The sequence below is a fragment of the Micromonospora mirobrigensis genome (genome assembly GCF_900091555.1).
GTDB lineage: Bacteria > Actinomycetota > Actinomycetes > Mycobacteriales > Micromonosporaceae > Micromonospora > Micromonospora mirobrigensis.
Window position 1 is genome coordinate 1,490,144 of sequence record NZ_FMCX01000001.1, and the last position, 25,001, is coordinate 1,515,144.

Below are 25,001 nucleotides of genomic sequence, written 5' to 3' on the forward strand. Positions count from 1 at the left end.
GGGCACGAGTTCGCGGTCCCGGCCGGCTCGCGCGCCGGCGATAACCTTGGTCGGCATGGAGCCGCTCATCCTTCCTGACGAACTGGTCCTGCTCGCCTACGACGACGAAGGCACCAACCGGCTCGGCCGCCCGCACCTCGATCACGGGCTCGCCGGAGCGGTGCTGCTGGAGCTGGCCCTCGCCGGCCGGGTGGAGGTGGCCGACGGCCGGCTGGTGACCGTCGACCCGACGCCGGTCGGCCACCCGGTCCTCGACGCCGCGCTGGCCGAGGTGGCCCGCGACGGGAAGCGACGCAAGCCCAAGGACTGGATCACCCGGTTGGCCAAGGGCCTGCCGGACCGGGTGCTGACCGGCCTGGTGGCGGCCGGGGTGCTGCGCCGGGAGTCCGACAAGGTGCTGCTGGTCTTCCCGCGTACCCGCTATCCGTCGCCGACCGGCGCCGAGCCGGCGGCCGAGACGGACGCCCGGCGGCGGATGGGCGACGCGCTGCTCGCCGACGGGCCGGTGGACGCGCGCACGGCGGCGCTGCTCGGCCTGGTCAAGGCGGTCGGCCTGGACCGGAAGCTCTTCCGGGAGCTGCCCAGGGAGCGGGTGAAGGCACGGCTGGCGGAGATCGCCGCGGGCGACTGGGCCAGTGCGGCGGCCCGCAAGGCGATCGAGGAGACGCAGGCCGCCGTCCTCCTCGCCACCAGTGTCGCGACCACGGCCGCGATCGTGACCACCGCCACGTCCTGACCGGAAGCCGACGGCGGCGGCACCCCGTGGGTGCCGCCGCCGTCGTCGATCTGCGATGCGAAGGGGTACGACCTCAGCCGGCGACCGGCGCGGTCTCCTTCTCGGCGCCCGGGGCGCCCTCCGGCTTCACCGAGCGGAGCAGCACGCTCGCCACGTCCACCACCTCGACCTGCTCGCCGGCGCCCTTGCCGTTGACCCCGTCGTTGAGCATCGTCGAGCAGAACGGGCAGCCGACGGCGACCGTCCTCGCCCCGGTGGACATGGCCTCCTCGACCCGGTCCACGTTGATCCGCTTGCCGATCTTCTCCTCCATCCACATCCGGGCGCCGCCGGCGCCGCAGCAGAAGGAGCGCTCGCTGTTGCGGGGCATCTCGACGAGGCCGCTGTCGCGGCCAGCGGCGGAAGCCGTCGCTGCGCCATCGGCGCCGCCGAGAGCGGCGCCCAGCACCTCACGCGGCGGGGCGAAGACCCGGTTGTGCCGGCCCAGGTAGCACGGGTCGTGGTAGGTCACGCCGCCGTCGACCGGCTGGACCGGGGTGAGCTTGCCGGTGCTGACCAGGTGGGCCAGGAGCTGGGTGTGGTGGACCACCTCGAACTCGCCGCCGAGCTGGCCGTACTCGTTGCCCAGGGTGTTGAAGCAGTGCGGGCAGGTGGCCACGATCTTGCGCTTGGCCTTCTCCCGGCCCTCGAACGCCTCGTTGAGGGTCTCGACGTTCTGCTGGGCGAGCATCTGGAAGACGAACTCGTTGCCGATCCGGCGGGCCGGGTCGCCGGAGCAGGTCTCCCCCTCGCCGAGGATGGCGAAGGAGACGCCGGCCTCGTTGAGCAGGGTCGCGACCGCCCGGGTGGTCTTCTTGGCCCGGTCCTCGAACGCGCCGGCGCAGCCGACCCAGAAGAGGTACTCGAAGTCCTCGACCTCGCCGACCCGCGGCACCTCGAAGTCCAGGCCCTTGGTCCAGTCCTCGCGGGTGTTCTGCGGGGCGCCCCACGGGTTGCCCTTGTTCTCCAGGTTGCGCAGCATGACGCCGGCCTCGGAGGGGAAGCTCGACTCGATCAGCACCTGGTAGCGGCGCATGTCGACGATGTGGTCGACGTGCTCGATGTCGACCGGGCACTGCTCGACGCAGGCGCCGCAGGTGGTGCAGGACCAGAGGACGTCGGGGTCGATGATCCCGCCCTCCTCGGCCGTGCCGATCAGCGGCTTGTTCGACTCGGCCAGGGTCAGCACGTCCAGGTGGGCGAGCTGCGCCTCGGTGGCCTTCTCCTCACCGGTGAGGTCCTTGCCGCCACCGGCCAGCAGGTACGGCGCCTTGGCGTACGCGTGGTCGCGGAGGCTGAGGATCAGCAGCTTCGGCGACAGCGGCTTGCCGGTGTTCCAGGCCGGGCACTGTGACTGACAGCGACCGCACTCGGTGCAGGTGCTGAAGTCCAGCAGGCCCTTCCAGCTGAACTGCTCGACCTGGGCGACGCCGAACTGGTCCTTCTCCGGGTCGGCCTCCTCGAAGTCGAGCGGCTTGCCCTCGCTCATCATCGGGCGCAGCGGGCCCAGGCCGGAGCCGGCCGGCTTGGCCGGGTCGCGCTTGAAGAAGATGTTGGGGAAGGCCAGGAAGCGGTGCCAGGCGACGCCCATGGTGACGTTCAGCGAGATCACGATGAGCCAGGTCATCGAGATCATGATCTTGATGAGCGCGGCGATGCTCGCGCCGTCCTGCCAGGCGGGCAGCACCGCGCCGACCGCGTGGCTGAGCGGGGTGGCCCAGGCCGGGTACTCGAAGTGGTCCGTGGCCACCTTGAAGCCCCGGATCACGAAGCCGAAGATCAGGACCAGCAGCACGATCCACTCGACGAAGTAGCCCTGCCACATGGTCGAGCCGGTGAACCGGGACCGCCCGCCGGGACGGGTGGGCCGGTTGCGCAGCCGGATGGCCATCAGCACCAGGATGCCGACCAGGCCGAGGATGCCGATCCACTCGGTGACCAGGCCGAAGATCGTCCAGGGCCCGACGACCGGCAGCCCGCCGGTCGGGGTGACGACCTCGAAGTACGCCTCGAGCACCAGCAGCGACAGCACGACGAAGCCGACCATCACGGTCCAGTGCGCCGCCCCGACCACGCTCCACTTCAGCATGCGGGTGTGGCCGGCGGTCTCGACCAGCATGGTCTTCGTGCGGGTGCCCTTGTCACCGAAGCGCTCCGGCGCCGGCTGCCCGAGCCGGATGACGGCCGTCATCTTCATGACCGCTCGTACCGCCAACCACACCGCCACGGCGGTGATGGCGGCCGCGAGGATCGTGGTGACGATCTGGACGCTGCCCATCGAGTTGGCCTCCCGGTCTGCTGCTTGTCCGTGCAGCCTACGCGCAAGGTTACCCAGCAGTAACGTGAGTCATCTCGCACCGGCCGCGCCGCCCTGCGGACACCTTAGGTGGACCGGCCGCGCCGCGCCGGGCAGGGGCGTCGTGGCGTGACCTCGTCCACCGCGACACGCCGGGCGTCGCCGGGGCACGGCTGCGGCCCGGGCCCCGGAATTCGGGGACCGGGCCGGTGGCGCGGGGCGGGCGTCGCCGCGCGGGCCGAGGACGGCCCGTCAGCGGGTCAGCGCCAGCGGGAGAGCAGGATCAGCGAGGCGACCATCGCACCGAAGCCGACCGCCAGGTTCCAGTAGTGCCAGGAGGCGACCGGGTACGCCTGCTCGGAGAGGTAGTACACCACCAGCCAGCCGATGCCGGCGACGATCAGCGCGACCGCCGTGACGGGCAGCCAGACCGGGCTAGGCTTGCGCGTCGCCGCCGTCGCCGTCGGACGTACGTCCGTCGGCGGGGTGTACACCTTCTTCTTGCGGACCTGAGACTTGGGCACGACGCTCTCCAGAGGGGGTGACGACCTCGTCCGGCCTGACAACCGGGCGCGGGGGCGACGGTCCATGGCCAATAATGTTCGACAGCTAGCGTAGTCCCGAAGGCCCGCTCAGGCCACGAATGGGGTCAGGCCGGTGCACGGAGTGACCGAAAAGGGCGGAACTATCGCGGGCCGGCGCACCGGTCCGCAGCGCAGCGGGCCGACACCAGACAACGCGGAAGGAACGCCCCGGTGGAGTACACATCCGGCGCCGCCTCCTGGCAGAAGGTCATCCGGCGCGCGGTCGCCGGCCTGCTGCCCCGGCGGGGCGGCCAGCGGCGCCCCGGCTGGTCGATCGGCGTGCCGCTGATCGCCGCCGCGGCCGGACTCCTCTTCACCACCACCGCCACCGCGGCGGGCGGCACCGCACTGCGTGAGGACCGGCGGCCCGAGCTCAACCAGCTCATCGAGGAACGCCGCCACCAGGTCGAGGCGAACGAGCAGCGGGCCGCACGGCTACGCGCCGAGGTCGAGGACGAGACCACCGCGCTGGCCGCCACGGACGGCCCGATCCGGGCCCAGCAGAACCGGGCCCGGGCGAGCGAGGAGGCGGCCGGCTTCACCGCACTCACCGGCACCGGCATCACCGTCGAGCTCGACGACGCGCCCACCGACCAGAAACTGCCCAAAGGTGCCAGCAACGACGACCTGGTCGTCCATCAGAGCGACGTCCAGGCAGTGGTGAACGCGCTCTGGGCCGGCGGCGCGGAGGCCATGTCAATCATGAACGTCCGCGTGCTCAGCACCAGCGCGGTACGCTGCGTCGGAAACACCCTGCTCCTGCACGGACGGGTGTATTCCCCACCATTCAAGATCGTAGCAATCGGCGACCCCGCCGCACTTCAACGGGCACTCGCCAGCTCCAAGGGAGTTCGGTGGTTCATGGACGCGGTTGAGGCCTACCAGCTGGGCTACCGGGAGCGGGTCTCCACCGTCACCGTCCCCGCGTTCGAGGACTCCACCGCGCTCCGCTCCGCCAGGGTGCCCCGGTGAACGACGGACCCGACGAGCGGTGGGACGGGCGGCACCGCGACCCGAGCGAGGACCCGACCGCCTTCATCCCCCGGGTCGAGCGCCCGGCGTCCGCCGCCGCGCCGCAGCCACCCGCCGGGCAGCCACCCGCCGTGGAGCTACCCTGGCCCGACCGGCAGCTCACCCCCCGCCCGTTGGCCCCGGCCGTCGACCGTGACCCGGCGACCCCCGGCCCCCGCCCCGGTCCGGGACCCGGCGCCCGCTCCGGCCCACCGCCCGCCGTCCGTCGCGGCCCGGCACCCGGCGCTGGTCCCCGCACACCTGTCGTCCGTCCCGGTCCGCCGCCCGGCGCTGGTCCCGGCGCACCCGCCGCCCGTCCCGGTCCGCCGCCCGGTGCTGGTGGACCGGCACCGGTCCCGCAGGGCCCTCAGGGCCCGCCGGCGGGGGCTACCGGGGCATCCTCCGGGCGCTCCGCCCCGCCGACCTGGCCGGGGGAACGCGAACCGCACCCGGAGCGCGCCCCGCACGACACCCCCCGGTACGCGTCGCCCGCACCCGCCAACGGTGCGCGGCCGGCATCCGGGGACCCGAGCGCCGACGGACAGTGGGACCGGCCCGCCACCGGCCCGGCCGCGCCGAGCGGTGAGGCGCCGACGGCGTTCATCCCCAAGGTCGACTCCCGCCGGCAGCCGGGCGAGGGCCGGCGCGACACCCCACCGCCCTACCCGGCCGACACCCGGGGCGCCAGCGCGCCGGGACACCCGACCGACAACCCGGGCGCCGGCGCGCCGCCCCGCTCGCCGGCCGACGCACGACCCGCCGCCTCGGCCGGCGCTGGCGCCGACCCGGGCGCGACGGCGATCATTCCGGCGGTCACCGGGCGGCCGACCGCCCCGGTGCCGGGACTGGACTCCACCGCGCTGATGGGGGCGGTGCCCCGCCCACCGGTCCTCGACGAACCCTCGGACGGCACCCCGCCCGCCGAACCACCCCGCCCGCGCCGCGGCGAGAAGGTGGTCAAGCTCCGCGCCCACCAGACCGACACCGGGTACAAGAGCGTCTACTCCGAGCTGACCAGGCCCTCCGTCTGGTCCCGGGTACGCACCGGCATCCGGCTCACCGGCGAGGTGCTGATCACCTTCGGCCTGGTGGTGCTCCTCTTCGCCGGCTACGAGATCTGGGGCAAGTCGGTCATCGTCAACGCCCACCAGGAGGACCTGAGCAGCCAGCTCGCCCAGGCGTGGGGGCCCAGCGGCGACCCGACCGTCGCCCCGACCGGAGGGCCGAAGCCGAAGCCGGCACCCGCCGTGGAGGGCAAGCCGATCGCCGGGCTCTACATCCCGAAGCTCGACAAGAACTGGGTCGTGGTGGAGGGCGTCGAGCAGTCCGACATCCGGTACGCGCCGGGTCACTACCCGAAGAGCGCGATGCCGGGCGAGGTGGGCAACTTCTCCGTCGCCGGACACCGCAACCGGGCCACCTTCTGGCGGATCGACGAGCTGGACCCGGGCGACGACGTCGTCGTCGAGGGCAAGGACATCTGGTACGTCTACAAGGTCTACAAGACCCGCATCGTCCGGCCGGACCAGGTGGAGGTGGTGGCGCCGGTGCCGATGGAACCGGGCGTCAGGCCGAAGGAGAAGCTGCTCACCCTGACCACCTGCAACCCGAAGTTCGACAACTACCAGCGGTTGATCGTCCACGCGAAGCTGGACCACGTCCTGGCGAAGTCCGCCGGGCGACCGCCGGAGCTGGGGAGCTGACGATGTACGCCTGGATCTGGCGCAAGCTGCCCTTCGGGCTGGCCGGCAAGCTCGCCGGCTCGGTGCTGATCACCGCCGCCGCGGTGGCGCTGCTCTGGTTCGTGGTCTTTCCGTGGGCCGAGCCGCTGCTGCCCTTCGACGACGTGCAGGTCACCCAGGACTCCGGCACCCCGGGTGGGGACGGCGGGGTGACCGGGCCCGACGCGCCGAGCGAGGACCACGACCTGCCGTACGACACCGAGCAGAACAACACCCCTCCGCCCTCTCCGAAGAAGTGACCCGATGCGCGTCCTGGTGATCGACAACTACGACTCGTTCGTCTACAACATCGTCCAATATCTCGGCCAGCTCGGCGTCGAGTGCGAGGTGCGCCGCAACGACGAGATCGACCTGGCCGAGGTGGGCCGGGTGGACGCGGCCGGCATCCTGCTCTCGCCCGGGCCGGGCAGCCCGGACCGGGCCGGCATCTGCCTCGACGTCATCCGGGAGTACGCCGGCCAGCTGCCGATCTTCGGGGTCTGCCTCGGCCACCAGGCGATCGGCGAGGCGTTCGGAGCCACCGTGACCCGCGCCCCCGAACTGCTGCACGGCAAGACCTCGCAGGTGCGGCACGGGTCGGCCGGAGTGCTCGCCGGCCTGCCCGACCCGTTCACGGCCACCCGCTACCACTCGCTGGCCGTGCTCCGCGAGACGCTGCCAGCCGAGATCGAGGTGACCGGCTGGACCGAGTCCGGCGTGGTGATGGCCATGCGGCACCGCACCCTGCCGATCGAGGGCGTGCAGTTCCACCCGGAATCGGTGCTCACCGAGGGCGGGCACCTGATGCTGGCGAACTGGCTGGCCACCTGCGGCCACCCGGAGGCGCTGGAGCGGGTCCCCGCGCTGGCGGCCGAGGTGGACGCCCGGCGCCGCTCCGCCTTCGCCACCACCTGACCGACCCTCCCGACGGAGAACGGGCCCGGTGATCGACCGATCAGCGGGCCCGTTCGTACGTCCGTGCGCTACTGCGGGGGCGGGGTGGGGAACGGGAAGCCGCCCCCGCCACCGGTCGCCGTCGCCGACGGGGTGGGCTCCGGCGAGGCGGTGGGCTCATCCGTCGGGGTGGGCTCGGTGGTCGGCTCCGGCTGGGAGACGGTGATGACCACCTTGGTCCCCTGCGGCTTGCGACTGTCCGCGGTCGGGCTCTGCTTGGTCACCTTGCCGGCCCGGTCCGCCGGGACGTCCGCGCCCAGCTCGACCTCGAACTCGAAGCCGGCCTCCTTGAGGCGGCGCTCTGCCTCCTCCTGGGTCCGACCGACGACGTTCGGCACCCTGCTGACATTGCCCTTGGAGACCTGGAGTGTCACCGTGGCCCCTTCGCCCACCTCGGTACCCGGCTTCGGATCCACGCCGACGACGGTGCCCTCCCGCTCGGCGTTGTCGACGTCATTGCGCCTCGGGGTGAGCTTCAGCTCCTTGAGCCGCTGCACGGCCCCCTCGTACGTGAAGCCCTGGAGGTCCGGCACCGGGACCTGGGCGATGCCGCCGCAGATCGTGAGGGTGACCTGCTGGTTCGGCTCCAGCTGGCCGCCTGTCGGCTCCTGGCTGACCACCGTGCCCTTTACGCACTTTTCGTTGTACTCGAGGGTCGGGTCAACCTGCGCGATGAGCCCTGCCTGCTTGATCCGGGCGATCGCCGCGTCCCGCGGCTGGCTCACCACGCTCGGCACCGCCACCAGCTTCGGCTCCTCGGCGCCGGGGTCCTTGTTGCGGTCGTTGAGCCAGGCGGCGCCCAGCGCGATCAACGAGAGCACCACCACCGCCGCGAGGACGGCCATCACCCAGGAGGACGCCTTGCGCTGCCGCGGGTCGCCCACCCGGGCCGGGGCCTGCTGCCGGGTCGCCGCACCGGCGGCGGCCGGGTAAGCGGCGGTCGTGGCGGCCGGGGCCAGCTGGGTGGCCTCCTCGTGCGACATCACCGGGGTGGCCATCACCGGGCGGCCGGCGGCGGCGCGGAGCAGGTCCGCCCGCATCTCGCCGGCGCTCTGGTAGCGGTTGAGCGGGTTCTTCGACAGCGCCTTGAGCACGATCGCGTCGACCGCCGGGTTCACGTCCGGGTTGATGTCGCTCGGCGTCGGCGGCGTCTCCCGCACGTGCTGGTACGCCACGCTGACCGGGCTGTCCCCGACGAACGGCGGGTGCGCGCAGAGCAGCTCGAACAGGACGCAGCCGGCCGCGTACACGTCGGAGCGGGCGTCGACGGCCTCGCCGCGCGCCTGCTCCGGGGAAAGATATTGTGCGGTGCCGATGACCGCGCTGGTCTGGGTCATCGTGGTGGCGCCGCTGGCCAGCGCCCGGGCGATGCCGAAGTCCATCACCTTGACCTGGCCGGTCTGGGTGAGCATCACGTTGCCGGGCTTGACGTCCCGGTGGATGATGCCGTGCCGGTGGCTGAACTCCAGCGCCGCGCACATGTCGGCGCAGATCTCCAGCGCCCGGCGCGGCTGGAGCCGCCCTTCGAGGCCGAGGACCTCCTTGAGGGTCCGCCCGTTGACGAACTCCATCACGATGAACGGCAACGTCTCACCGGTCGGCCCGGTCTCCTCGCCGGTGTCGTAGACGGCGACGATGGCCGGGTGGTTCAGCGACGCGGCGTTCTGCGCCTCGCGGCGGAACCGCATCTGGAAGGTCGCGTCCCGGGCCAGGTCGGCGCGGAGCATCTTGATCGCGACGTCCCGGCCGAGCCGGAGGTCACGACCGCGGTGGACCTCCGCCATGCCGCCGTAGCCGAGCAGCTCGCCGACCTGGTACCGGCCACCGAGCAGGCGGGCCTGCGCTGTCATCGCGTCTGTCGTCCTTCGCTCGTCGTCTCGCCGCCACCCGGCTGCAACCGTTCCACCCGACGGTACGACGTCCGACCCGGATCGTCGTTGCCGTCCTGGTTCAGCGCGCCGGACATCACTGCCGGCCGAATGGCCGGACCGGACGAACCGGGCAGCGCGCTCTTGCGCATGTAGGAAACCACGCCGGAGCAGAGCAGGACCAGCGCGGCCAGCAGGACGACCAGGACCACCCGCGTCGAGCTGGAACGACGCGGTGCGGGTGCGGCCGGCACGGGTTGGGCGTACCCGAGGGCGCGGTTCTGCTGGTGCGGAGCCGGCGGCTGCGGCACGCTCGCCGCGCCGCGCGGATAGCCAGGCTGCGCCCCCACCGGTGGGCGCGGCGGCGCGGGCGGCGCCGACATCGGCGGACGCGGCGGCGCGACCGGCGGGTGTGGTGCCGACGCCGCCACCGGCGGGCGGTGCTGCACCTGCGCGGCGCCGGCCGGTCGGGGCTGCTGCCGGGGCGGCGGTACCTGGGCGCGGGCCTGCGGCGCGGCCGGTGAGACCTGGGCGCGGGCCTGCGGCGCGGCCGGTGACGCCGGGGCGGCGGAGACCGGCCGGGCGGTCCCGCCGGTCCGCCCCTGCTGGGCGAGGCTCAGCTTGGCCTGGCGGGCGACGCCGGCCAGCGCGGCGGCGCTCGGCCACCGGGACGCCGGATCCTTGGCCAGGGCCCGCTCGACGATCGACCGGACCGGCGGCGGGATGTCGGCGGGCAGCGGCCGGGGGGCGTCCCGGACGTGCCGCATGGCGATCTCCAGCGGGTTGTCCCCCTCGAACGGGCGCCGGCCGGCCAGGCACTGGTAGGCGACCACGCCGAGGGCGTACACGTCGGAGGCGGGCGTGGCCACCGCGCCGGTGGCCTGCTCGGGGGAGATGTACGACGCCGTGCCGAGCACCGAGCCGGCGGCGGTCAGCTGCCCGACCAGGTCGGAGCGGGCGATGCCGAAGTCGGTCAGCACCAGCGTGCCGTTCGGGCGGACCAGCAGGTTCCCCGGCTTCACGTCCCGGTGCACGATGCCCTTGACGTGCGCCGCGTGCAGCGCCTCGGCCGCCTGGGCGACCAGTGCCATGGTCCTGGCCGGGGTGAGCCGGCCGACCCGGCCCAGGGTCGCCGAGAGCGCGTCGCCCTCGATGTACTCCATCACCAGGAAGGCCATCTGCTGGTCGCTGCCGAAGTCGTAGATGTCGACGACGCCGGGGTGGTTGACGGTGGCCATGGTGCGCGCCTCGCCGCGGAACCGCTCGGCGAAGCCGGGCTCGTCGAGCAGCGCCGGCAGCAGCGTCTTCACCGCGACGGTACGACCGAGCACCTGGTCGGTGCCGCGCCAGACGTCGCCCATCCCACCGCTGGCGATCCGCTCGTCGAGGCGGTAGCGGTTGCCGAGCTGCACGCCGGGGCTGAGCATGTCAGCGGCCCCCGTCGGCGATGGCCGCCTTCATGATCTGCCCGCCGATCCGGGCGGCCTCGGAGCTGCCGCCCTTGCCGGCGTTCTCCAGCATCACGCAGACCGCGGAGACCGGGTTGCCCTTGTCGTCGATCGCGAAGCCGATGAACCAGCCGTGGTCGGGGTCGTTCGGGCCGGACTGGGCGGTGCCGGTCTTACCGCCGACGGTGTAGCCGTCGATCGCGGCCTTGCGGCCGGTGCCGCCGGTCACCACGCTCTCCATCATCTCCTGCAGGTCGCCGGCCACCTGGGAGCTGACCGGGCGGCGCAGCTCGCCGGGCTTGGCGGTGTAGTAGCTGGTGGTGCGGTCCGGCGCGAGCAGCTGCTTGACCAGGTAGGGACGCATCTGGCTGCCGTCGTTGGCCACCGCGGCGGCGATCATCGCCCCCTGCAGCGGGGTCATCCGGACGTCCCGCTGACCGATCGAGGACTGGGCCAACGCGGCCGGGTCCGGCCGGCCGTTGGCGTCGGAGATGGTGCCGGTCCGGCTGGCCGCCACGGCCAGGCCCCCGTCGCCGAGCTGGCCGACGGAGAGGTCCTCCTGCTCGAACCCGAACTGTCGGGCCTTCTCCTTGATCTTGTCCGCGCCGAGCTTCACGCCGAGCTGGGCGAAGCCGGTGTTGCACGACTCGCGGACGGCCTCCTTGAGGGTGACCTGCGACTCCGGGCAGATCGACGGCGCGGCGTTCTTGATCGGGCTGCCCGAGGTCGGCGGGGTCCAGAGCGCACCGGCCGGGATCTTCGTCTCCTTGGTGACGCCGCTCTCCAGCGCCGCGGCGGCGACGATCACCTTGAAGGTCGACCCCGGCGGCAGGGTCTCGGCCAGCGCGCGGTTGGTCAGCGGCCGCTGGTCGTCCTTCTCGAGCTTGTTGTACGCCGCCGAGGCGGCGGTCGTGTCGTGGCTGGCCAGTGGGTTCGGGTCGAAGCTGGGCATGGAGACCAGCGCCTGCACCGCGCCGGTACGCGGGTCGAGCGCGATCGCCGCGCCCCGCCTCGCACCCACCTCGTTGCCGCGGAGCTGGTTGTACGCCACGTCCTGCGCCCGCTTGGAGAGGGTCAGCAGCACGTTGCCGCCGCCGGTCTCGTCGCCGGTGAACATGTCCTTCACCCGGTTGACGATCAGCTGGTCGCTGGTGCCGGCGAGGAAGTCGTTCTCGGCCCGCTCGATGCCGGTGTCGCCGAGGTTGACCGGCTTGTAGCCGAGCACGTGGGCGTACTTCTCGCCGCCCGGGTAGGTGCGGACGAACCTCAGCTTGCCGCCGGTGTCCTTGCTGACCGCGAAGGCGGTGCCGCCGGCCTCGATGTTGCCGCGCTTGCGTTCGTACTCGGCGACCTGGACCCGACCGTTGTAGTCGCTGTTGCGGTATTCGTCGGCCTTGTAGAACTGGATCCAGTTCAGGTTCGCGAAGAGGAGCCCGAAGAGGACCATCACGACGACGCCGACGCGGCGCAGGGGCGCGTTCACGGGCGGATCACCTCCGTGGGTGCACCGTGCAGCTGCTCCGGTGGGGTCCCGGTCGGCCGGGCGGCCACGCCACCCGCGGCGACCGGCCGGCGGGCGCCATCGGAGACCCGGAGCAGCACCGCGATGAGCAGCCAGTTCGCCATCAGCGACGAGCCGCCGGCGGAGAGGAAGGGGGTGGTCTGACCGGTCAGCGGGATGAGCTTGCTGATCCCGCCGATGATCACGAAGACCTGGAGACCCAGGGTGAAGGCCAGGCCGCCGGCGAGCAGCTTGCCGAAGGAGTCCCGCACCTCCAGCGCCGCGCGCAGGCCCCGCTCCACGATGAGCAGGTACGTCACCAGCAGCGCGGAGAGGCCGAGCAGGCCGATCTCCTCTCCGATGCCGGCGAAGATGAAGTCGGTCTGCACCTCGGGCAGCAGGGTCGGCTGACCGCCACCCGGGCCCGCCCCGAACAGGCCACCGGTGCCGAGCGTGAGCAGGCCCTGGACCAGCTGGTAGCCGCGGTCGTACGGCTCGGCGAACGGGTCCAGCCAGATCTGCGCCCGGTCGTAGAAGTTGGCGAACGGCCCACCCACCGAGGCGCCCAGCACGTACGCCAGGTAGGCGCCGCCGAAGAACAGGGTCAGACCGATCAGCAGCCAACTGACCCGCTCGGTGGCGATGTAGAGCGTCACCACGAACATGCCGAAGTAGAGCAGCGAGGTGCCCAGGTCCTTCTCGAAGACCAGCACCAGGATGCTGATCAGCCAGACCACCAGCACCGGGCCGAGGTCCCGGCCGCGCGGGAAGTCGATGCCCAGCACCCGGCGGCTGGCCAGGGAGAGCACCTCCCGCTTGCGGACCAGGTAGTAGGCGAAGAAGGCGAGCAGGGCCAGCTTCGCGAACTCACCCGGCTGGATCTGGAAGCCGCCGAACCGGATCCACAGCTTCGCACCGTTGATCTCGGAGAAGCGCCCCGGCAGCACCGCCGGGATCATCACCAGCACGATGCCGGCCAGCCCCAGGGTGTACGCGTACCGGGAGAGCGACCGGTGGTCCCGCATCAACGCCAGCAGCCCGGCGGCGAGCACCACGGCGGCCAGCGTCCAGGCCAGCTGCCGGCCACCGGTGCCGGCGAAGATGGCCAGGTCCTCCCGCTCGGTGGGGGTGGCCCGGGCCAGGTCGTACCGGCGCAGGAAGCCGACGCCGATGCCGTTGAGCAGCGCCACCGCGGGCAGCAGCGCGGGGTCGGCGAACGGCGCCAGCCAGCGGATCACCAGGTGCAGCCCGAGGAAGACCAGCCCGAGGGCCGCCGCCGGTACCCAGAAGTCCGGGGTGACCGTGTCGAGCACGTTCGCCTCGACCGTCGCGCCGTACGCCGCCACCAGCACCATGGCCAGCAGGAGCAGGGAGAGCTCGGAGTTGCGCCGGGACCGGGCCAGGCGTACGCCGGGCTGCTCGCCCGTCGTGGCGGGCGAGGGTGCCGGTGTGGCCGCTGCGGTCACGGATCGGTCCTCGAGGTCGGGCCGGCGCTCACTCCGGCGACCGGCAGCCGGCCGGGTCGAGAACCGGCGGGACCGTGTCGGACGGCAGGGCGTCGGGCGTGATGGTGGCGACCGGGGTCGGCGTGCCGGCCGGCCGGGCCGCCGGCGTCGGGGTGCCCACCGGACGGCCGCTCACGGTCGGGGCGGGAGCCACCGGCGTCACGGTCGGCGCCGGGGTGGCCACCGCCGCGGTCGGGCTGGGCGGGCAGACCGGCTTCAGGTTGGGGTTGGCCGGGTCGTCGTTGGTCAGGTCGGCCAGCCGGCGCTGCGCGTCCGGCTCGTCCTTGGCTTGGATGCCCTGCTTGACCTGCTCCTGGGCGGCGAGGGTGAGGTCGTCCAGGCGGGCGCCGCTGGTGGAGTGCACCCGGGACAGGTCGAGGCCGGCGATCTGGCCGGGCACCCCGCGGAAGACGGCGAGCTGGCCGTCCTCGGTCGCCCCGACGTAGTACTGCCGCTGGGTGTAGCTCCAGCCGGCGAAGAGCCCACCACCGAGGATGACCAGCAGGGCGAGCAGCATGGCGACGGTGCGGACCGGACGGTGCCGGGGCCGCTCGGGTTCGTCGTCCCGGGTGGTGCTGGGCTCCTCGGGCGCCGGGGGCCGGGGCGCGGAGAGCGCGGAGGCCCGGGCCGCCGGGGTGGAGACGTCGGCCGAGGTGGCCATGCCGCGGTCGCGGGCGGCGGCGCCGCCGACGATCGGGCTGGCCTCGACGATGTCCTGGTCGGTGGCGTCGGCGATGATCACCGTGATGTTGTCCGGGCCGCCGCCGCGCAGGGCCAGCTGCACCAGCCGCTCGACGCACTTCTGCGGGTCGGTGTACTCCCGGAGGGTCTCGCCGATGGTGTCCGCGCTGACCACGCCGGAGAGCCCGTCGCTGCAGATCAGGTAGCGGTCACCCGGCAGCACCTGACGGACGCTGTATTCCGGGTCGATGTCCCGGCCGTCGAGCGCGCGGGTGAGCAGCGACCGCTGCGGGTGGCTGCTCGCCTCCTCGGCGCTGATCCGACCCTCGTCGACCAGCATCTGGACGTAGGTGTCGTCCTTGGTGATCTGCGCGAACTCGCCGTTGCGCAGCAGGTAGGCCCGCGAGTCACCGATGTGGACCATGCCCAGCTTGCTGCCGGAGAAGAGGGTCGCGGTGAGCGTGGTGCCCATCCCCTCCAGCTGCGGGTTGGCGTCCACGGTGTCGCGGAGTTGTTGGTTGGCGGTGCCGACGGCCGAGCGCAACGCGTCGACGAGGGCGTCACCCGGGACGTCCTCGTCGAGCGGCGCCATGGCACCGATGACGATGTTGCTGGCGACGTCACCGGCGGCCATGCCGCCCATGCCGTCGGCGACGGCGAGAAGCCGCGGTCCGGCGTAGACGGAGTCCTGATTACCGTCTCGGATCAGACCGCGGTCGCTGTGGGCCGCATAGCGCAGGGTCAGAGTCATGGCCGTAATTCGAGAGAAGTGCGGCCGATCCGGATCGGCACGCCGAGGGGGACGGGGGTTGGTCCGGTGACCTTAGCGCGATCCAGGTAGGTGCCGTTAGTCGAGCCGAGGTCCTCGACGAACCACTGCCCCTCCCGGGGCACCAGCCGGGCGTGCCGGGCGGAGGCGTAGTCGTCCGTGATGACCAGGGTGGAGTCCTCGGCCCGACCGATCGTGATCTGCGCCTCGCCCAACGTGATCCGGGTGCCGGCGAGCTGGCCCGCGGTGACCACCAGCTGGTGGGCGGCGCGGCCCCGCTTCACCTTGGCTGGCTTGGCGCCCGGCTGGCCGGTCGACGCGCCGACGGCGCGGGGCGCGGCCACCAGCCGACTCGACCGGGCACCGGCGAAGAGGTCCCGCCGGATGACGCCGACCACCGTGAACACGAAGATCCACAGCAGGATGAGGAACCCGAACCGGGCGACGGTGATGACGAGTTCCGGCAAGGCGGGTCAGCCGTCCACGCGGAAGGTCAGCGTCGTCGTGCCGAGCTGGATCATGTCGCCGGGGTTGAGGGCGACGGCCGAGACCCGCTGGCCGTTGACCATCGTGCCGTTGGTGGAGCCCAGGTCGGTCAGCACGACCTGGCCGCCGTCGAAGTCCAGCCGGGCGTGTCGGCGCGAGATGCCGACGTCGGGCAGGCGCAGGTTGGCCTGGTCGCCACGGCCGATGACGGTCGAGCCCATCTGCAACGGGTAGGTGCGGCCGTCCCCGGAGACCAGCCGGACGTTGCGGGCGCCACCGTGGCCGGGCGGGGGGCCGTAGCCGCCACCCTGGTCGTAGGCCGGGTACGCCGGCGGGCCGGCGTCGTAGCCGCCCGGCGCGGAGACCGGGGCGACCTCGCCACCGGTGTAGACCTCGGCGGTGACCCGGAACATCCCGGTGTCCAGCCCTTCACCGCGCTCGATCTCGACGATCACGTCGCCGTAGACCGTCCAGGCCTGCTCGCCGATGAACTCCGCCTGCGACTGGGCCAGCTCCTGGGCCAGCGCGGCGGCGTACGGCGCCAGCCGACTGTGGTCGTACGGCGAGAGATCGATCACGTAGCGGTTCGGCACCAACGTGCGCCCACCGGCCAGGATGGCCTTGTGCGCCTCGGCCTCCCGCTGCATGGCGTTGAGGATCTCCACGGGGTGGACCACCCCTTTGAAGACCTTGGCGAAGGCCCCCTCAACCAGGCCTTCCAGACGCTTCTCGAAGCGTTGCAGCACGCTCACCGGCTCCTCCTCGGGTCCCGAGGACATGATGCTATCCGGCCGCCGCCCGCGCAGCTCACACGCCGCTCGGCCGTCCGCCGCCGGCCCGTTCGGTAGGGCCGGTCTCCTCGTGCTACTCTTTCGACCGCCACGAACGGTGACCGATCGTGGCGCAACCTGGGACAGCGTAATATGTCCGGGCCACCCCGCCGGAACCGGCGGTGCCGGGCGGGTTACAGTTGGCCGGGAAAAGCCACGGGGATGTGGCGGAATGGCAGACGCGCACGGTTCAGGTCCGTGTGTCCGAAAGGACGTGGGGGTTCAACTCCCCCCATCCCCACCAAGAGTGACGAGGGCTCCGCAGTTGATGCGGGGCCCTCGTCGCATGTCGGGGCGTGCCTGATGTCACGCTATGCTCCGAACGTTCCCTGCCCCCGATGGCCTCAGGAGTGGCGTGTGACTGTCGCGTTGGTGACCGGATCGGGCGGTCTGATCGGTTCCGAGGCGGCCCGGCACTTCGCCGGGCTGGGCCTCGACGTGGTCGGCATCGACAACGACATGCGCCGGTACTTCTTCGGCGCGGACGGCTCGACCGCCTGGAGCCTGGACCGGCTCGCCGCCGACCTGGGCAGCGCGTACACCCACTACTCGGTGGACATCCGCGACCGGGACGGCCTGGAGCAGGTCTTCAAGAAGTACGGCTCGGACATCGCCGTGGTGATCCACAGCGCGGCCCAGCCCAGCCACGACTGGGCGGCCAAGGAGCCGTTCACCGACTTCGACGTGAACGCCGGCGGCACCCTCAACGTGCTGGAGCACACCCGGCGGCACGCCATCGAGGCGCCGTTCATCCACTGCTCCACCAACAAGGTCTACGGCGACCGGCCGAACAGCCTCCCGCTGGTGGAGCTGGAGACCCGCTACGAGCTGCCGGTGGACCACCCGTTCTTCGGCGGCATCACCGAGGAGATGTCGATCGACTCCTCGCTGCACTCGGTCTTCGGCGCCTCGAAGGTCGCCGCCGACGTGATGGTGCAGGAGTACGGCCGCTACTTCGACATGCGGACCGCCTGCTTCCGGGGTGGCACGCTGACCGGCCCGGCGCACTCGGCCGCCGAGCTGCACGGCTTCCTGGCGTACCTGATGCGGTGCGTGATGGAGGGCCGGACGTACAACCTCTTCGGCTACAAGGGCAAGATGGTCCGCGACGCCATCCACTCCCGCGACGTGCTCACCGCGTTCGAGGCGTTCTTCCGGGCCCCGCGCTCGGCCGAGGTCTACAACCTCGGCGGCGGTCGGCACTCCAACACCTCGCACATCGAGGCGTTCCGGATCGCCGAGGAGATCACCGGCCGCGAGGCGCGGGTCAACTACGTCGAGCAGGCCCGCACCGGCGACCACCAGTGGTACGTCAGCAGCATGGCCCGGTTCGAGGAGCACTACCCGGACTGGAAGATCACCTATGACGTGCCGATGATCCTGCGGGAGATCTACGAGGCCAACGTGGACAAGTGGGTGCCCGGCGCATGACCGCCGCCAGCAAGCGCAACGTCCTCGGCGTGCTCGTCGACGCGACCGACTACGCGACCGCGACCGAGCAGGTGGTGGCCGCCGCCCGGGAGCGCCGCCCGCTGGCGCTCACCGCGCTGGCCGTGCACGGCGTGATGACCGGCGTCCTCGACCCGGCGCACAATGCCCGGCTCAACTCCTTCGACGTGGTCACCCCGGACGGCCAGCCGGTCCGCTGGGCGATGAACCTGCTGCACCACGCCGGCCTGGCCGACCGGGTCTACGGGCCGACCCTGACCCTGCACGTGCTGCGCCGCTTCGCCGAGGAGGGGCTGCCGGTCTACCTCTACGGCTCCACCGAGGAGACCCTCGCCCGGCTGGTCCCGGCGCTGGAGCGGATGTTCCCCGCCCTCAAGATCGCCGGGGTGGAGCCGTCCAAGTTCCGCGAGGTCCAGCCCGGCGAGGACGTCGACATCGCCGAGCGGATCCGGGCCAGCGGCGCCCGGCTCGTCCTGGTCGGGCTGGGCTGCCCCCGCCAGGAGGTCTTCGCGTACGCCATGCGGCCGCTGCTGGACATGCCGCTGATGGCCGTCGGGGCCGCCTTCGACTACCACGCGGGGCTGCTGCGCAACCCGCCTCCGTGGATGCAGCGGGCCGGCCTGGAGTGGCTCTGGCGGCTCGGCCTGGAGCCTAAGCGGCTGTGGCGCCGCTACGTCATCCTCAACCCCGCCTACCTGAGCCGCCTGGCGGCGCAGAAGACCGGCGCGTGGAGGGCGACCCCACCCGCGCCGTCCCACGAGCGGCCCGGCACCTTCGCCGTCTGAGGCCCACCACGACGTCCGGCGACCACCCGTGAGGGTGACCGCCGGACGCCGGTGGGATTGCTGGCTGGTTACGAGGCTAGGCCGCGCCGGGCCCGGTGGCCCATGCCGAAACTCCCATCACCTCGGCACGATGACCCCTAGGGGGGACGAGGGCGGGTAGAACCGGGGTCCACTCCGGATTCGCGACGGTTCCGACTGGGCAGGCTGGGGCCATGCCTGAGCATCTCGCCGTACTGCTGCCGATCGCCGTGGTCTGGGTGGCCGCCGGACTGGTGGCGGAGGGGCTGCCCCGCCCCCGTCGCGCGCAGCGCCTGCGCCGGCGTACCGGCTGGTTGCTCGCCCTCACCCTGACCGGTCTGGGGCTGACCGCAGCCGTGCTCGCCGCCGGCCTCCAGAGCCCGGCTGGTACGCCGTTCGACCGCGCGGCGGCCGGCCTGGCGCTCGCGGCGACGCCCGCCCTCGGCGTCGCGCTGGTCACCGTCCGCCGGGTCCGCCGGCTGCGGGCCGGCGCGGGGGCCTTCGTCACCGCGCCGGACACCCCGGCGCCGCACGGCCTGCGGGCCGCCGCGGCGCATCCGCTGATCGTGCTGCCGTTGCAGCTCACCGCGCTGGCCACCGTCTCCGGGGTGCTCTCGGCGAGCGGCCTGGACCTCTTCACCGGGCCGGGCGTGACCGGCGCCGCGGTGACCGTGGGCGTGCTCGGCGCCGTCGCGATCGCGATCCGGCACGCGCTGCGGCACAGCCGGCTCACCGAACGGGCGCTGCCGGCCGGGGCCGGCTCAGCGCGGGCGGCCGGCGCCCTGCACGTATAGCAGCTCCAGGATCGCCCGGGTCGCCTCGAACCAACGGTCCAACCAGCCGGGTGGCGGCACGCTGCCCTTCGGCGGGAGCTCCATCAGCAGCCCGCGCAGCAGCGGATGGTCCACCAGGGACTCGGGCGGCTCCACCGGCCAGCCGGCCGGCGGGAACGACGGCTCGGTCAGCGGGTTCGGGTCGAGCGACGGCAGGGACAGTGGTACACCCTGGTCCGTCGGGGAGGGCCCGGCGTCCCGGCCGCCGATCTCGGTGTCGGAGGAGACCACCTCCGTGAGCACCGTGTCCCGGCGGGCGCCGCGGTACTTCCCACCGAACCGCTCCGGCTTGCCCGGGCCGTTGGTGAGGTTGTCCGATCCGATCGTCGTCATCCGTCTCGCCTGCCTCGTTCGGTTCGTTCCCGGCGGTGAATCGACCAGCGCCGTACCGTCCGGTTCAACGACCCGGGGCGGAAGTGGCGACGGGCCGATGCGGAAAGGGGCGCGAGCCGCGCCGGCCACGCTGCCGGATCGGGTCGCGCCCCCACCTGTCGTCCGTACGCCCGGTCAGTCCCGGGCGAACCCGCCGTTCCTGGCGCCGGCGACGAAGGCGTACCAGTCGTCCGGCGCGAAGACCAGGGCGGGCCCGCTCCTGTCCTTCGAGTCCCGGACCCCGACCACCCCGGGCACGTACGCAACCTCCACGCAGTTGTCGCAGTTCGGCCCGCTCTTCGAGCTCTTGAACCAGCTCGCCTGCGCCAGGTTCACGGAGAACCCCTTGGTCGCCATTTCCACAACGGCTCCTCTACCAGTTTCACGATGTGTGCGACGGATTCCTCCGGACGCATGGCCGCTGCTCGAATGTGATCGAAGATGAAGCTGTACTTCTGCAGTTCGTCGCTCTTCTCGAGGAAGAGCCCACCCGTGGCGTTCTCCGCGTACACGACATCAGGATCACCGGGTTCGGGGAAGCTGAGGATGGTGAACGTGCCGTCCATGCCGGCGTGCGCCCCGACCTCGAAAGGCAGGATCTGGAGCGTCACGTTCGGCAGGGCCGCCACCTCCACCAGCCGCCTGAGCTGGCCACGCATCACCGCGTCGCCGCCCACCGGCCGGCTCAGCACCGCCTCATCGAGCACCACCCACAGATCGACCGGATCGTCCTGGGTCAACAACGACTGGCGGCCCAGACGGACACGCACCCGTTGTTGCACCTGGTCGGCCGTGAAGTCCGGGCGGGCGGCGCGGATCATCGCGCCCGCGTACTCCTCGGTCTCCAGCAGCCCCGGCACCACCTGCTGCTCGTACGCCCGGATCGAGCTGGCCGCCGCCTCCAGCCCGACGTAGGCCCCGACGAGCACGGTGCTGTACGGGTGCCACCAGCCCTTCTGCCGGGCCTCCCGGGCGATCTGCACCAGCTCGTCGCTCTCGACGCCGACCACCCCGTAGATCCGCAGCATGTCCCGGACGTCGCGGGGGGTGGCGGTGGTGTGGCCGGTCTCGATCCGGGAGATCTTGGACGCGGAGCACTCCAGCTGCTCGGCGACCACCTCGATGGTGATCCCGGCGGCCTCGCGCTGGCGGCGCAGTTCGGCGCCGAGCCGCCGGCGGCGGATGGTGGGGCTGCGCCGCTCGCTCACCGGGCCACTCCGTGGCCCGCCGGACTGGGTCGTCGGCTCCTCGCGCTCACCCGGGCACCTCCGGTCGGTCGCGCGGGGTGGCCCACGCCCGCCTGGGCGCGACCGTCGAACGGCGGGCGATCGTTCGCGGCAGGGGTGGTGCCGGTCGTCGACCGGCCGCGACGGGCGAAACCGGCGTCCAGTGTGCCGCCCCAAGGTCCACGTCTTCAAGCGTCGTTTTGCGTGCTCGACTCACGTATCGGCAAAAGTCGACATGCAACTTGCATGAAGCACGCCACTGATGCAATCTGTCCGTATGCCTCGGGTCACTCACCGTTCCGGCCCACCGCCGGAGACGTGTCGCTCCCACCCCATGGAGCGACGCCGGCGCAGCGGCTCCGAGGTGCGGAAACACCGATCAGACCTGTCCCCGGGTTGAATGACCCCGCCGCTGCACGCCAGCAGGCTGCGGCGGCGGGAGCCGTACCGGGAACAGCCGGGTGATGGTCGGGTGGCGGCGTGCCACCAGCGCGTACGGCCCGACCACCGCCACCCACCGAGCCGGTCACGAGGCACGACCCCGGCACCGGGCCCTCGAGATACGTCCCCCGATCCAGCACCCGCCGGCTCGTTTGCCGGCCGATCCTTCCCAGGAGCCCATGTGCTTCCCCGCTCCGGTGACGTACTGCACGTGACACGAACAGCGAGTGTCCAGTTCCTCAGACCGATCATGTTCCGGGTGATCCGGGTGCACGACTGGCCGACGTACGACGGCTGGGTGTGGCTCGACGGCTACGAGTTGAACGCTTCGGGGGACGCGGTCAACCGGCGGTCCATCTACGTCCAGGCGGCCGGCCTGCGCGAGCTCCGGTCCGCCCCGGCGACCCGCCAGCACACCGTACGGCCGCGCCGGCCGGTCACCCGGACCCCGGTCCGGGTGGGCTGAGCCGCCGATTGCCAGGTCGGGAGGCGTACCACCGCCATAGAATCGGTACGCCCACCCCGGCAAGTCCCACCCCGCGCGCGTCCCGGACCCTGAACCTGGGATGGCCATGGTCGAACTGCCCGCCGCGCGGCGGCACCACAGGTCCCGTATCGCCTACGCCTTCGTCCTGCTCGCCCTGGTCGGCGCCGTCACCGCCCTCGTGGTCGTGGTGCGGTACCCGGCCGAGTCGGCGACCCGGTTGAGCGCCCCGGTGCCGGCGCCCGAGATCACCGTCCCCGGCGTGGAGGGGTCGCCGGGGGCGGAGCCGGACTGGGTCGGCGGCCCGTGGAACGGCGAGGCGGCCGGCGAGGCTGCCGGCGAATCCGCCGACCCGCCCACCGCCGGCCCGGACGACGGCACGGTCACCGAGGCGCGGGGACGTCCCGCCGACGCCGCCGACGACCCCGCCGCGCTGCGCCGGTCACTGTTCTGGTCCGGGCTCCTCGGCCTGACCATCTCCCTGGCCGGACTGGGCCTGGTCGGCACCCGACGCCGCGGCTGGTGACCCTCACCGGCTGGCGGTGACCTCGGGCGACGGCGTCGCGCCGCTCCGGCCGGTGGTCGGCGTCCCGCTCGGCTCGCCGGTCGGCTCCGACGCCTCGGCCACCACCAGGGTCACCTCGCTCCCGGCCGGCACCAGTTCACCGACGTCCGGGTCGCTCCCGATCACCGTGCCGGCCGGCCGGTCCGACTCACGGGTACGCACCCGCGACTTGAGACCGACGTCGTCGAGGAGTTGCTCGGCGGTGTCCCGGGGCAGCCCGACCAGGGGCGGCACGGCCACCCGCTCGGCGGCGCTGCTCGTCGCGCTCCGCGGCGGGGTGCTCGCCGGACGGGTGGTGGGCGCGGTCGTGGTGGGGGCGGCGGTGGTGCGAGGGGCGCTGGTGGGCAGTGGCGTGGGAGAACGGTCCGGCCCCGAACGCTCGTCCTCGGCGCGCAGCAGCAGCCAGACACCCGCGCCGATCAGGGCGAGCAGCAGCAGGGCCACGATGCCCAGCACGATCGGCGTCCACCAGCGCCGGCCGGCGGGCTCCGCCGCGTACCACTCGGGAGCGGCCGGTTCCGCCGGCCGCGCCACCGGCACCTCGGCCCGGCCCGCCCAGACGGTGGGCTCCGGCGGCAGCGGCGCGGTGGCATCCGGCGGCGTCCCCGGCCCACCGGACACCGGATCCTGGCGGGCGGTGGCGCCTGGTCCCTGAGCGGCGGGGGTCGCCCGGCCGGTCACCGGCGGGAACTGCCGGGTCCGGTCGGTGGCCGGCTCCCTCTCCGCGCGGGGCAGCGGCCTGGTCCGGTCGGCGTCCCCGGCGGGTGGCTCCTCGTGGCGGTCGCTCATGGCACGTCCTCTCCCCACCGGGCGGGCGTCGCCCCCTCGGGCTCCAACGTAACGGCAGCCATCACCATCGGCAGGGATCAGCGCGCGGACCGCGCCACCGCTCCTCACCGGCCCGCTCACCCGCTGTGACCACGCACCGCCACGAGTCGCCCCGCCGATCCCGTGCCGCTACGCTGCCCGGCATGGCCAGACAGGGCTGGGGAGGAGCGGTCGCCACGGCGATCGGTGTCGCTGCCGGTGCGGGCGCGGCACAACTGGGCTTCGGCTACGGCCTGGGCATCATCAACTGGGCGCCACCGGCCGGCGCCGGCAACGCCGAGGCGGCGTGGGTCGCCAGCCTGGTCTGGGCGACCTGGATCGCGGCCAGCTCGGTGATCGCCGGCGCGGTCTGCGGGCAACGGCTCTCCGCCCGCGCCGGCGCCGACGACGCTCCCGGCGGCACCCTGCGCCGGTGGACGCTGGCCGCGGCCGGGGCGGTGGGCGCCCTGATCACCATCCTGCTGGTCGCGGTACCGGCGCGGGCGGCCGTGGCGCCCGACACCTTCTCCCCGCAGAGCATCGCCGCCGGGTACGCCGGCATCGGCGTGCTGATCGGTCTGCTCACCGCCGGTTGGGTGCTGCACACCCGTTCCGCCGCCGCCAACGTCATCGCCACCGCCGGCTGGCTCTGGCTGCTCGCCGTGGTGTCGGTGGTGGACGGTGTGCTCGCCGGCCGCGGACTCACCACCGCCCAGCTGGGGATCTGGCAACTCAGCGCCGACCGGGCCGGCTTCTGGATCCGGAACTACTTCTACTGGCCGGGCGCGCTGCTCGCGATGGGCTCCGCCGCGCTGATCGGGGCGCTGGCCGCCCGACGGGGCGCCCGGGACGCCCACCGGCGGATCGGGGCGGCGGCGTCCGGAGCGGCCGGGCCGCTGCTGGTTGCCGTGGCGTACTTCCTCGCCGTGCCCCGGCTGGCCACGATCGGCCGGGAGCAGGTCTCCGCGCACCTGATCGCCCCCTACGCGGTGATCGCCGGAGTGGCCGCCTCGGTCCTGGTGGCCGCGCTGGCCCAGCGGGCGGAACGGCGGTCGATCGAAGCGGGTGGTGACCGACCCGCGGCGGCGGAGCCGGTCGGTTCGGTGGCCGTACCCCGGCAGCGGACCGGTGGCGACCCGATCGTCTCGCCCGCCGACTCCGGCCCCACCGACTCCGGTCCCGCGGCGGCGAGCGTGGCCGGCGCCGCGCCCACGACCGGCAGGGCCACCGCTGCGGCCGTCGGGACGACGGCCAGCTCGACGGAGTACCGCAGCGCGTCGGCGGCCGGCGCCGACCCCGCGCCACCGGCCGCTCCGGCCGGCCGGGCCCGCGCCGCCGGCCGACGGACCCGTGCCGGAGCAGGCCCCACGGACAGCTCCGGTACGCCGGAAGCCACCACCACCCCGCCCGGCAGCCCCGTCGACGCGCCGTCCGGCGGTTCAGCGGCCGGTACGGCGCCGGCGAGCGACACCGCGCCGGGTGACGGCGACGCGGACGTCACCGCGCAGGTGCCGGCACCGAGAAGCCGGGCCACCCGCCGCACCCGCTGATCCGGCCGAACCCGGGCAGCCAACCGGGTCACCCCGACATGC

At 73.0% G+C, this 25,001-nt stretch carries 24 protein-coding genes and 1 tRNA gene; 12 read left to right on the forward strand and 13 right to left on the reverse strand.

All coding sequences use genetic code 11. The features are described 5' to 3' along the window. Positions 1-55 precede the first annotated feature (55 nt). On the forward strand, positions 56-736 hold the full coding sequence (locus GA0070564_RS07105) for a GOLPH3/VPS74 family protein (protein WP_091604128.1): 681 nt from the start codon (positions 56-58) through the stop codon (positions 734-736). 73 nt (positions 737-809) lie between these two features. Here the strand turns inward: GA0070564_RS07105 and GA0070564_RS07110 are convergent, their stop codons facing one another. Together GA0070564_RS07110 and GA0070564_RS07115 are read right to left on the reverse strand one after the other, a co-directional pair. Beyond that, entirely contained in the window at positions 810-3,053 is a 2,244-nt protein-coding gene (locus GA0070564_RS07110) for a (Fe-S)-binding protein (protein ID WP_091604131.1), read from the reverse strand. A gap of 278 nt (positions 3,054-3,331) precedes the next feature. Further along, a complete protein-coding gene (locus GA0070564_RS07115; protein ID WP_091604134.1) occupies positions 3,332-3,595 on the reverse strand; it encodes a cell division protein CrgA in 264 nt (87 codons plus the stop codon). A gap of 231 nt (positions 3,596-3,826) precedes the next feature. Here GA0070564_RS07115 and GA0070564_RS07120 point away from each other — a divergent pair, with 231 nt between their 5' ends. Genes GA0070564_RS07120 through GA0070564_RS07135 form a run of 4 tightly spaced genes read left to right on the forward strand, consistent with a single transcriptional unit; the run spans position 3,827 to position 7,302 of the window. Further along, positions 3,827-4,627 carry a DUF881 domain-containing protein gene (locus GA0070564_RS07120; RefSeq protein WP_091604137.1) on the forward strand — a complete coding sequence of 267 codons (801 nt, stop codon included), beginning with the start codon at positions 3,827-3,829 and terminating at the stop codon, positions 4,625-4,627. Next, entirely contained in the window at positions 4,624-6,369 is a 1,746-nt protein-coding gene (locus GA0070564_RS29780) for a class E sortase (protein WP_245669826.1), read from the forward strand. Before GA0070564_RS07120 ends, GA0070564_RS29780 begins: the two co-directional genes overlap by 4 nt. Before the next feature lie 2 nt (positions 6,370-6,371). Beyond that, positions 6,372-6,647: a hypothetical protein gene (locus GA0070564_RS07130; protein WP_091604140.1), complete on the forward strand. Its 276-nt coding sequence runs from the start codon at positions 6,372-6,374 to the stop codon at positions 6,645-6,647. 4 nt (positions 6,648-6,651) lie between these two features. Then, entirely contained in the window at positions 6,652-7,302 is a 651-nt protein-coding gene (locus GA0070564_RS07135; RefSeq protein ID WP_091604143.1) for an aminodeoxychorismate/anthranilate synthase component II, read from the forward strand. Positions 7,303-7,370: 68 nt separating this feature from the next. On the opposite strand, the gene pknB is transcribed toward GA0070564_RS07135, so the two are convergent. From pknB to GA0070564_RS07170, 7 genes are read right to left on the reverse strand one after another with little or no spacing between them, the layout of a single operon-like run. Further along, positions 7,371-9,191 carry a Stk1 family PASTA domain-containing Ser/Thr kinase gene (gene pknB / locus GA0070564_RS07140; protein ID WP_091604146.1) on the reverse strand — a complete coding sequence of 607 codons (1,821 nt, stop codon included), beginning with the start codon at positions 9,189-9,191 and terminating at the stop codon, positions 7,371-7,373. Next, entirely contained in the window at positions 9,188-10,636 is a 1,449-nt protein-coding gene (locus GA0070564_RS07145) for a serine/threonine-protein kinase (RefSeq protein ID WP_091604149.1), read from the reverse strand. The genes pknB and GA0070564_RS07145 overlap by 4 nt, the downstream gene beginning before the upstream one ends. Before the next feature lies 1 nt (position 10,637). Beyond that, on the reverse strand, positions 10,638-12,140 hold the full coding sequence (locus GA0070564_RS07150) for a peptidoglycan D,D-transpeptidase FtsI family protein (RefSeq protein WP_091604152.1): 1,503 nt from the start codon (positions 12,138-12,140) through the stop codon (positions 10,638-10,640). After that, entirely contained in the window at positions 12,137-13,624 is a 1,488-nt protein-coding gene (locus tag GA0070564_RS07155) for an FtsW/RodA/SpoVE family cell cycle protein (protein WP_091604155.1), read from the reverse strand. The genes GA0070564_RS07150 and GA0070564_RS07155 overlap by 4 nt, the downstream gene beginning before the upstream one ends. Before the next feature lie 28 nt (positions 13,625-13,652). Next, the gene (locus tag GA0070564_RS07160; protein WP_091604157.1) at positions 13,653-15,095 is read right to left on the reverse strand and encodes a protein phosphatase 2C domain-containing protein; all 1,443 of its coding nucleotides are present in this window, start codon (positions 15,093-15,095) and stop codon (positions 13,653-13,655) included. Then, positions 15,092-15,580 (reverse strand): FHA domain-containing protein FhaB/FipA, encoded by a 489-nt coding sequence (locus GA0070564_RS07165; RefSeq protein WP_091604160.1) that lies wholly within the window; start codon positions 15,578-15,580, stop codon positions 15,092-15,094. Before GA0070564_RS07165 ends, GA0070564_RS07160 begins: the two co-directional genes overlap by 4 nt. A 6-nt stretch (positions 15,581-15,586) precedes the next feature. Next, entirely contained in the window at positions 15,587-16,378 is a 792-nt protein-coding gene (locus GA0070564_RS07170; RefSeq protein WP_088969104.1) for an FHA domain-containing protein, read from the reverse strand. Between the two features lie 209 nt (positions 16,379-16,587). Here GA0070564_RS07170 and GA0070564_RS07175 point away from each other — a divergent pair. From GA0070564_RS07175 to GA0070564_RS07190, 4 genes are all read left to right on the forward strand, one after another. Then, a tRNA-Leu gene (locus GA0070564_RS07175) sits at positions 16,588-16,673 on the forward strand. A gap of 113 nt (positions 16,674-16,786) precedes the next feature. After that, positions 16,787-17,860 carry an NAD-dependent epimerase/dehydratase family protein gene (locus GA0070564_RS07180; protein ID WP_091604163.1) on the forward strand — a complete coding sequence of 358 codons (1,074 nt, stop codon included), beginning with the start codon at positions 16,787-16,789 and terminating at the stop codon, positions 17,858-17,860. Further along, entirely contained in the window at positions 17,857-18,663 is an 807-nt protein-coding gene (locus GA0070564_RS07185; protein ID WP_091604716.1) for a WecB/TagA/CpsF family glycosyltransferase, read from the forward strand. The genes GA0070564_RS07180 and GA0070564_RS07185 overlap by 4 nt, the downstream gene beginning before the upstream one ends. A 212-nt stretch (positions 18,664-18,875) precedes the next feature. Beyond that, complete coding sequence (locus tag GA0070564_RS07190; protein WP_091604166.1) at positions 18,876-19,475, forward strand: hypothetical protein; 600 nt, start codon at positions 18,876-18,878, stop codon at positions 19,473-19,475. Here the strand turns inward: GA0070564_RS07190 and GA0070564_RS07195 are convergent. The 3 genes from GA0070564_RS07195 to GA0070564_RS07205 all read right to left on the reverse strand — a co-directional run bounded on the left by GA0070564_RS07195 (position 19,443) and on the right by GA0070564_RS07205 (position 21,094). Continuing rightward, the gene (locus GA0070564_RS07195) at positions 19,443-19,847 is read right to left on the reverse strand and encodes a hypothetical protein (RefSeq protein WP_091604169.1); all 405 of its coding nucleotides are present in this window, start codon (positions 19,845-19,847) and stop codon (positions 19,443-19,445) included. The genes GA0070564_RS07190 and GA0070564_RS07195 overlap by 33 nt on opposite strands. A 174-nt stretch (positions 19,848-20,021) precedes the next feature. Continuing rightward, positions 20,022-20,243, reverse strand: a complete 222-nt coding sequence (locus GA0070564_RS07200) for a DUF397 domain-containing protein (protein WP_091604172.1) — start codon at positions 20,241-20,243, stop codon at positions 20,022-20,024. Then, a complete protein-coding gene (locus tag GA0070564_RS07205) occupies positions 20,219-21,094 on the reverse strand; it encodes a helix-turn-helix domain-containing protein (RefSeq protein WP_091604175.1) in 876 nt (291 codons plus the stop codon). The genes GA0070564_RS07200 and GA0070564_RS07205 overlap by 25 nt, the downstream gene beginning before the upstream one ends. Before the next feature lie 640 nt (positions 21,095-21,734). Here GA0070564_RS07205 and GA0070564_RS07210 point away from each other — a divergent pair. After that, on the forward strand, positions 21,735-22,019 hold the full coding sequence (locus GA0070564_RS07210) for a hypothetical protein (RefSeq protein ID WP_091604178.1): 285 nt from the start codon (positions 21,735-21,737) through the stop codon (positions 22,017-22,019). A 100-nt stretch (positions 22,020-22,119) separates the two neighbouring features. After that, positions 22,120-22,563: a hypothetical protein gene (locus tag GA0070564_RS07215; protein ID WP_176730564.1), complete on the forward strand. Its 444-nt coding sequence runs from the start codon at positions 22,120-22,122 to the stop codon at positions 22,561-22,563. 3 nt (positions 22,564-22,566) lie between these two features. Here the strand turns inward: GA0070564_RS07215 and GA0070564_RS07220 are convergent, their stop codons facing one another. Next, the gene (locus GA0070564_RS07220) at positions 22,567-23,391 is read right to left on the reverse strand and encodes a PASTA domain-containing protein (RefSeq protein WP_091604181.1); all 825 of its coding nucleotides are present in this window, start codon (positions 23,389-23,391) and stop codon (positions 22,567-22,569) included. A gap of 182 nt (positions 23,392-23,573) precedes the next feature. Here GA0070564_RS07220 and GA0070564_RS29785 point away from each other — a divergent pair, with 182 nt between their 5' ends. Then, a complete protein-coding gene (locus tag GA0070564_RS29785; protein ID WP_245669827.1) occupies positions 23,574-24,959 on the forward strand; it encodes a hypothetical protein in 1,386 nt (461 codons plus the stop codon). Positions 24,960-25,001: the final 42 nt, after the last annotated feature.

Coding starts and splice junctions, on each gene's coding strand:
- GA0070564_RS07105 (WP_091604128.1), top strand. CDS start 56: ATGGAGCCGCTCATCCTTCCTGACGAACTGGTCCTGCTCGCCTACGAC.
- GA0070564_RS07110 (WP_091604131.1), bottom strand. CDS start 3,053: ATGGGCAGCGTCCAGATCGTCACCACGATCCTCGCGGCCGCCATCACC.
- GA0070564_RS07130 (WP_091604140.1), top strand. CDS start 6,372: ATGTACGCCTGGATCTGGCGCAAGCTGCCCTTCGGGCTGGCCGGCAAG.
- GA0070564_RS07135 (WP_091604143.1), top strand. CDS start 6,652: ATGCGCGTCCTGGTGATCGACAACTACGACTCGTTCGTCTACAACATC.
- pknB (WP_091604146.1), bottom strand. CDS start 9,191: ATGACAGCGCAGGCCCGCCTGCTCGGTGGCCGGTACCAGGTCGGCGAG.
- GA0070564_RS07145 (WP_091604149.1), bottom strand. CDS start 10,636: ATGCTCAGCCCCGGCGTGCAGCTCGGCAACCGCTACCGCCTCGACGAG.
- GA0070564_RS07160 (WP_091604157.1), bottom strand. CDS start 15,095: ATGACTCTGACCCTGCGCTATGCGGCCCACAGCGACCGCGGTCTGATC.
- GA0070564_RS07170 (WP_088969104.1), bottom strand. CDS start 16,378: ATGTCCTCGGGACCCGAGGAGGAGCCGGTGAGCGTGCTGCAACGCTTC.
- GA0070564_RS07185 (WP_091604716.1), top strand. CDS start 17,857: ATGACCGCCGCCAGCAAGCGCAACGTCCTCGGCGTGCTCGTCGACGCG.
- GA0070564_RS07190 (WP_091604166.1), top strand. CDS start 18,876: ATGCCTGAGCATCTCGCCGTACTGCTGCCGATCGCCGTGGTCTGGGTG.
- GA0070564_RS07195 (WP_091604169.1), bottom strand. CDS start 19,847: ATGACGACGATCGGATCGGACAACCTCACCAACGGCCCGGGCAAGCCG.
- GA0070564_RS07200 (WP_091604172.1), bottom strand. CDS start 20,243: ATGGCGACCAAGGGGTTCTCCGTGAACCTGGCGCAGGCGAGCTGGTTC.
- GA0070564_RS07215 (WP_176730564.1), top strand. CDS start 22,120: ATGGCCATGGTCGAACTGCCCGCCGCGCGGCGGCACCACAGGTCCCGT.
- GA0070564_RS07220 (WP_091604181.1), bottom strand. CDS start 23,391: ATGAGCGACCGCCACGAGGAGCCACCCGCCGGGGACGCCGACCGGACC.
- GA0070564_RS29785 (WP_245669827.1), top strand. CDS start 23,574: ATGGCCAGACAGGGCTGGGGAGGAGCGGTCGCCACGGCGATCGGTGTC.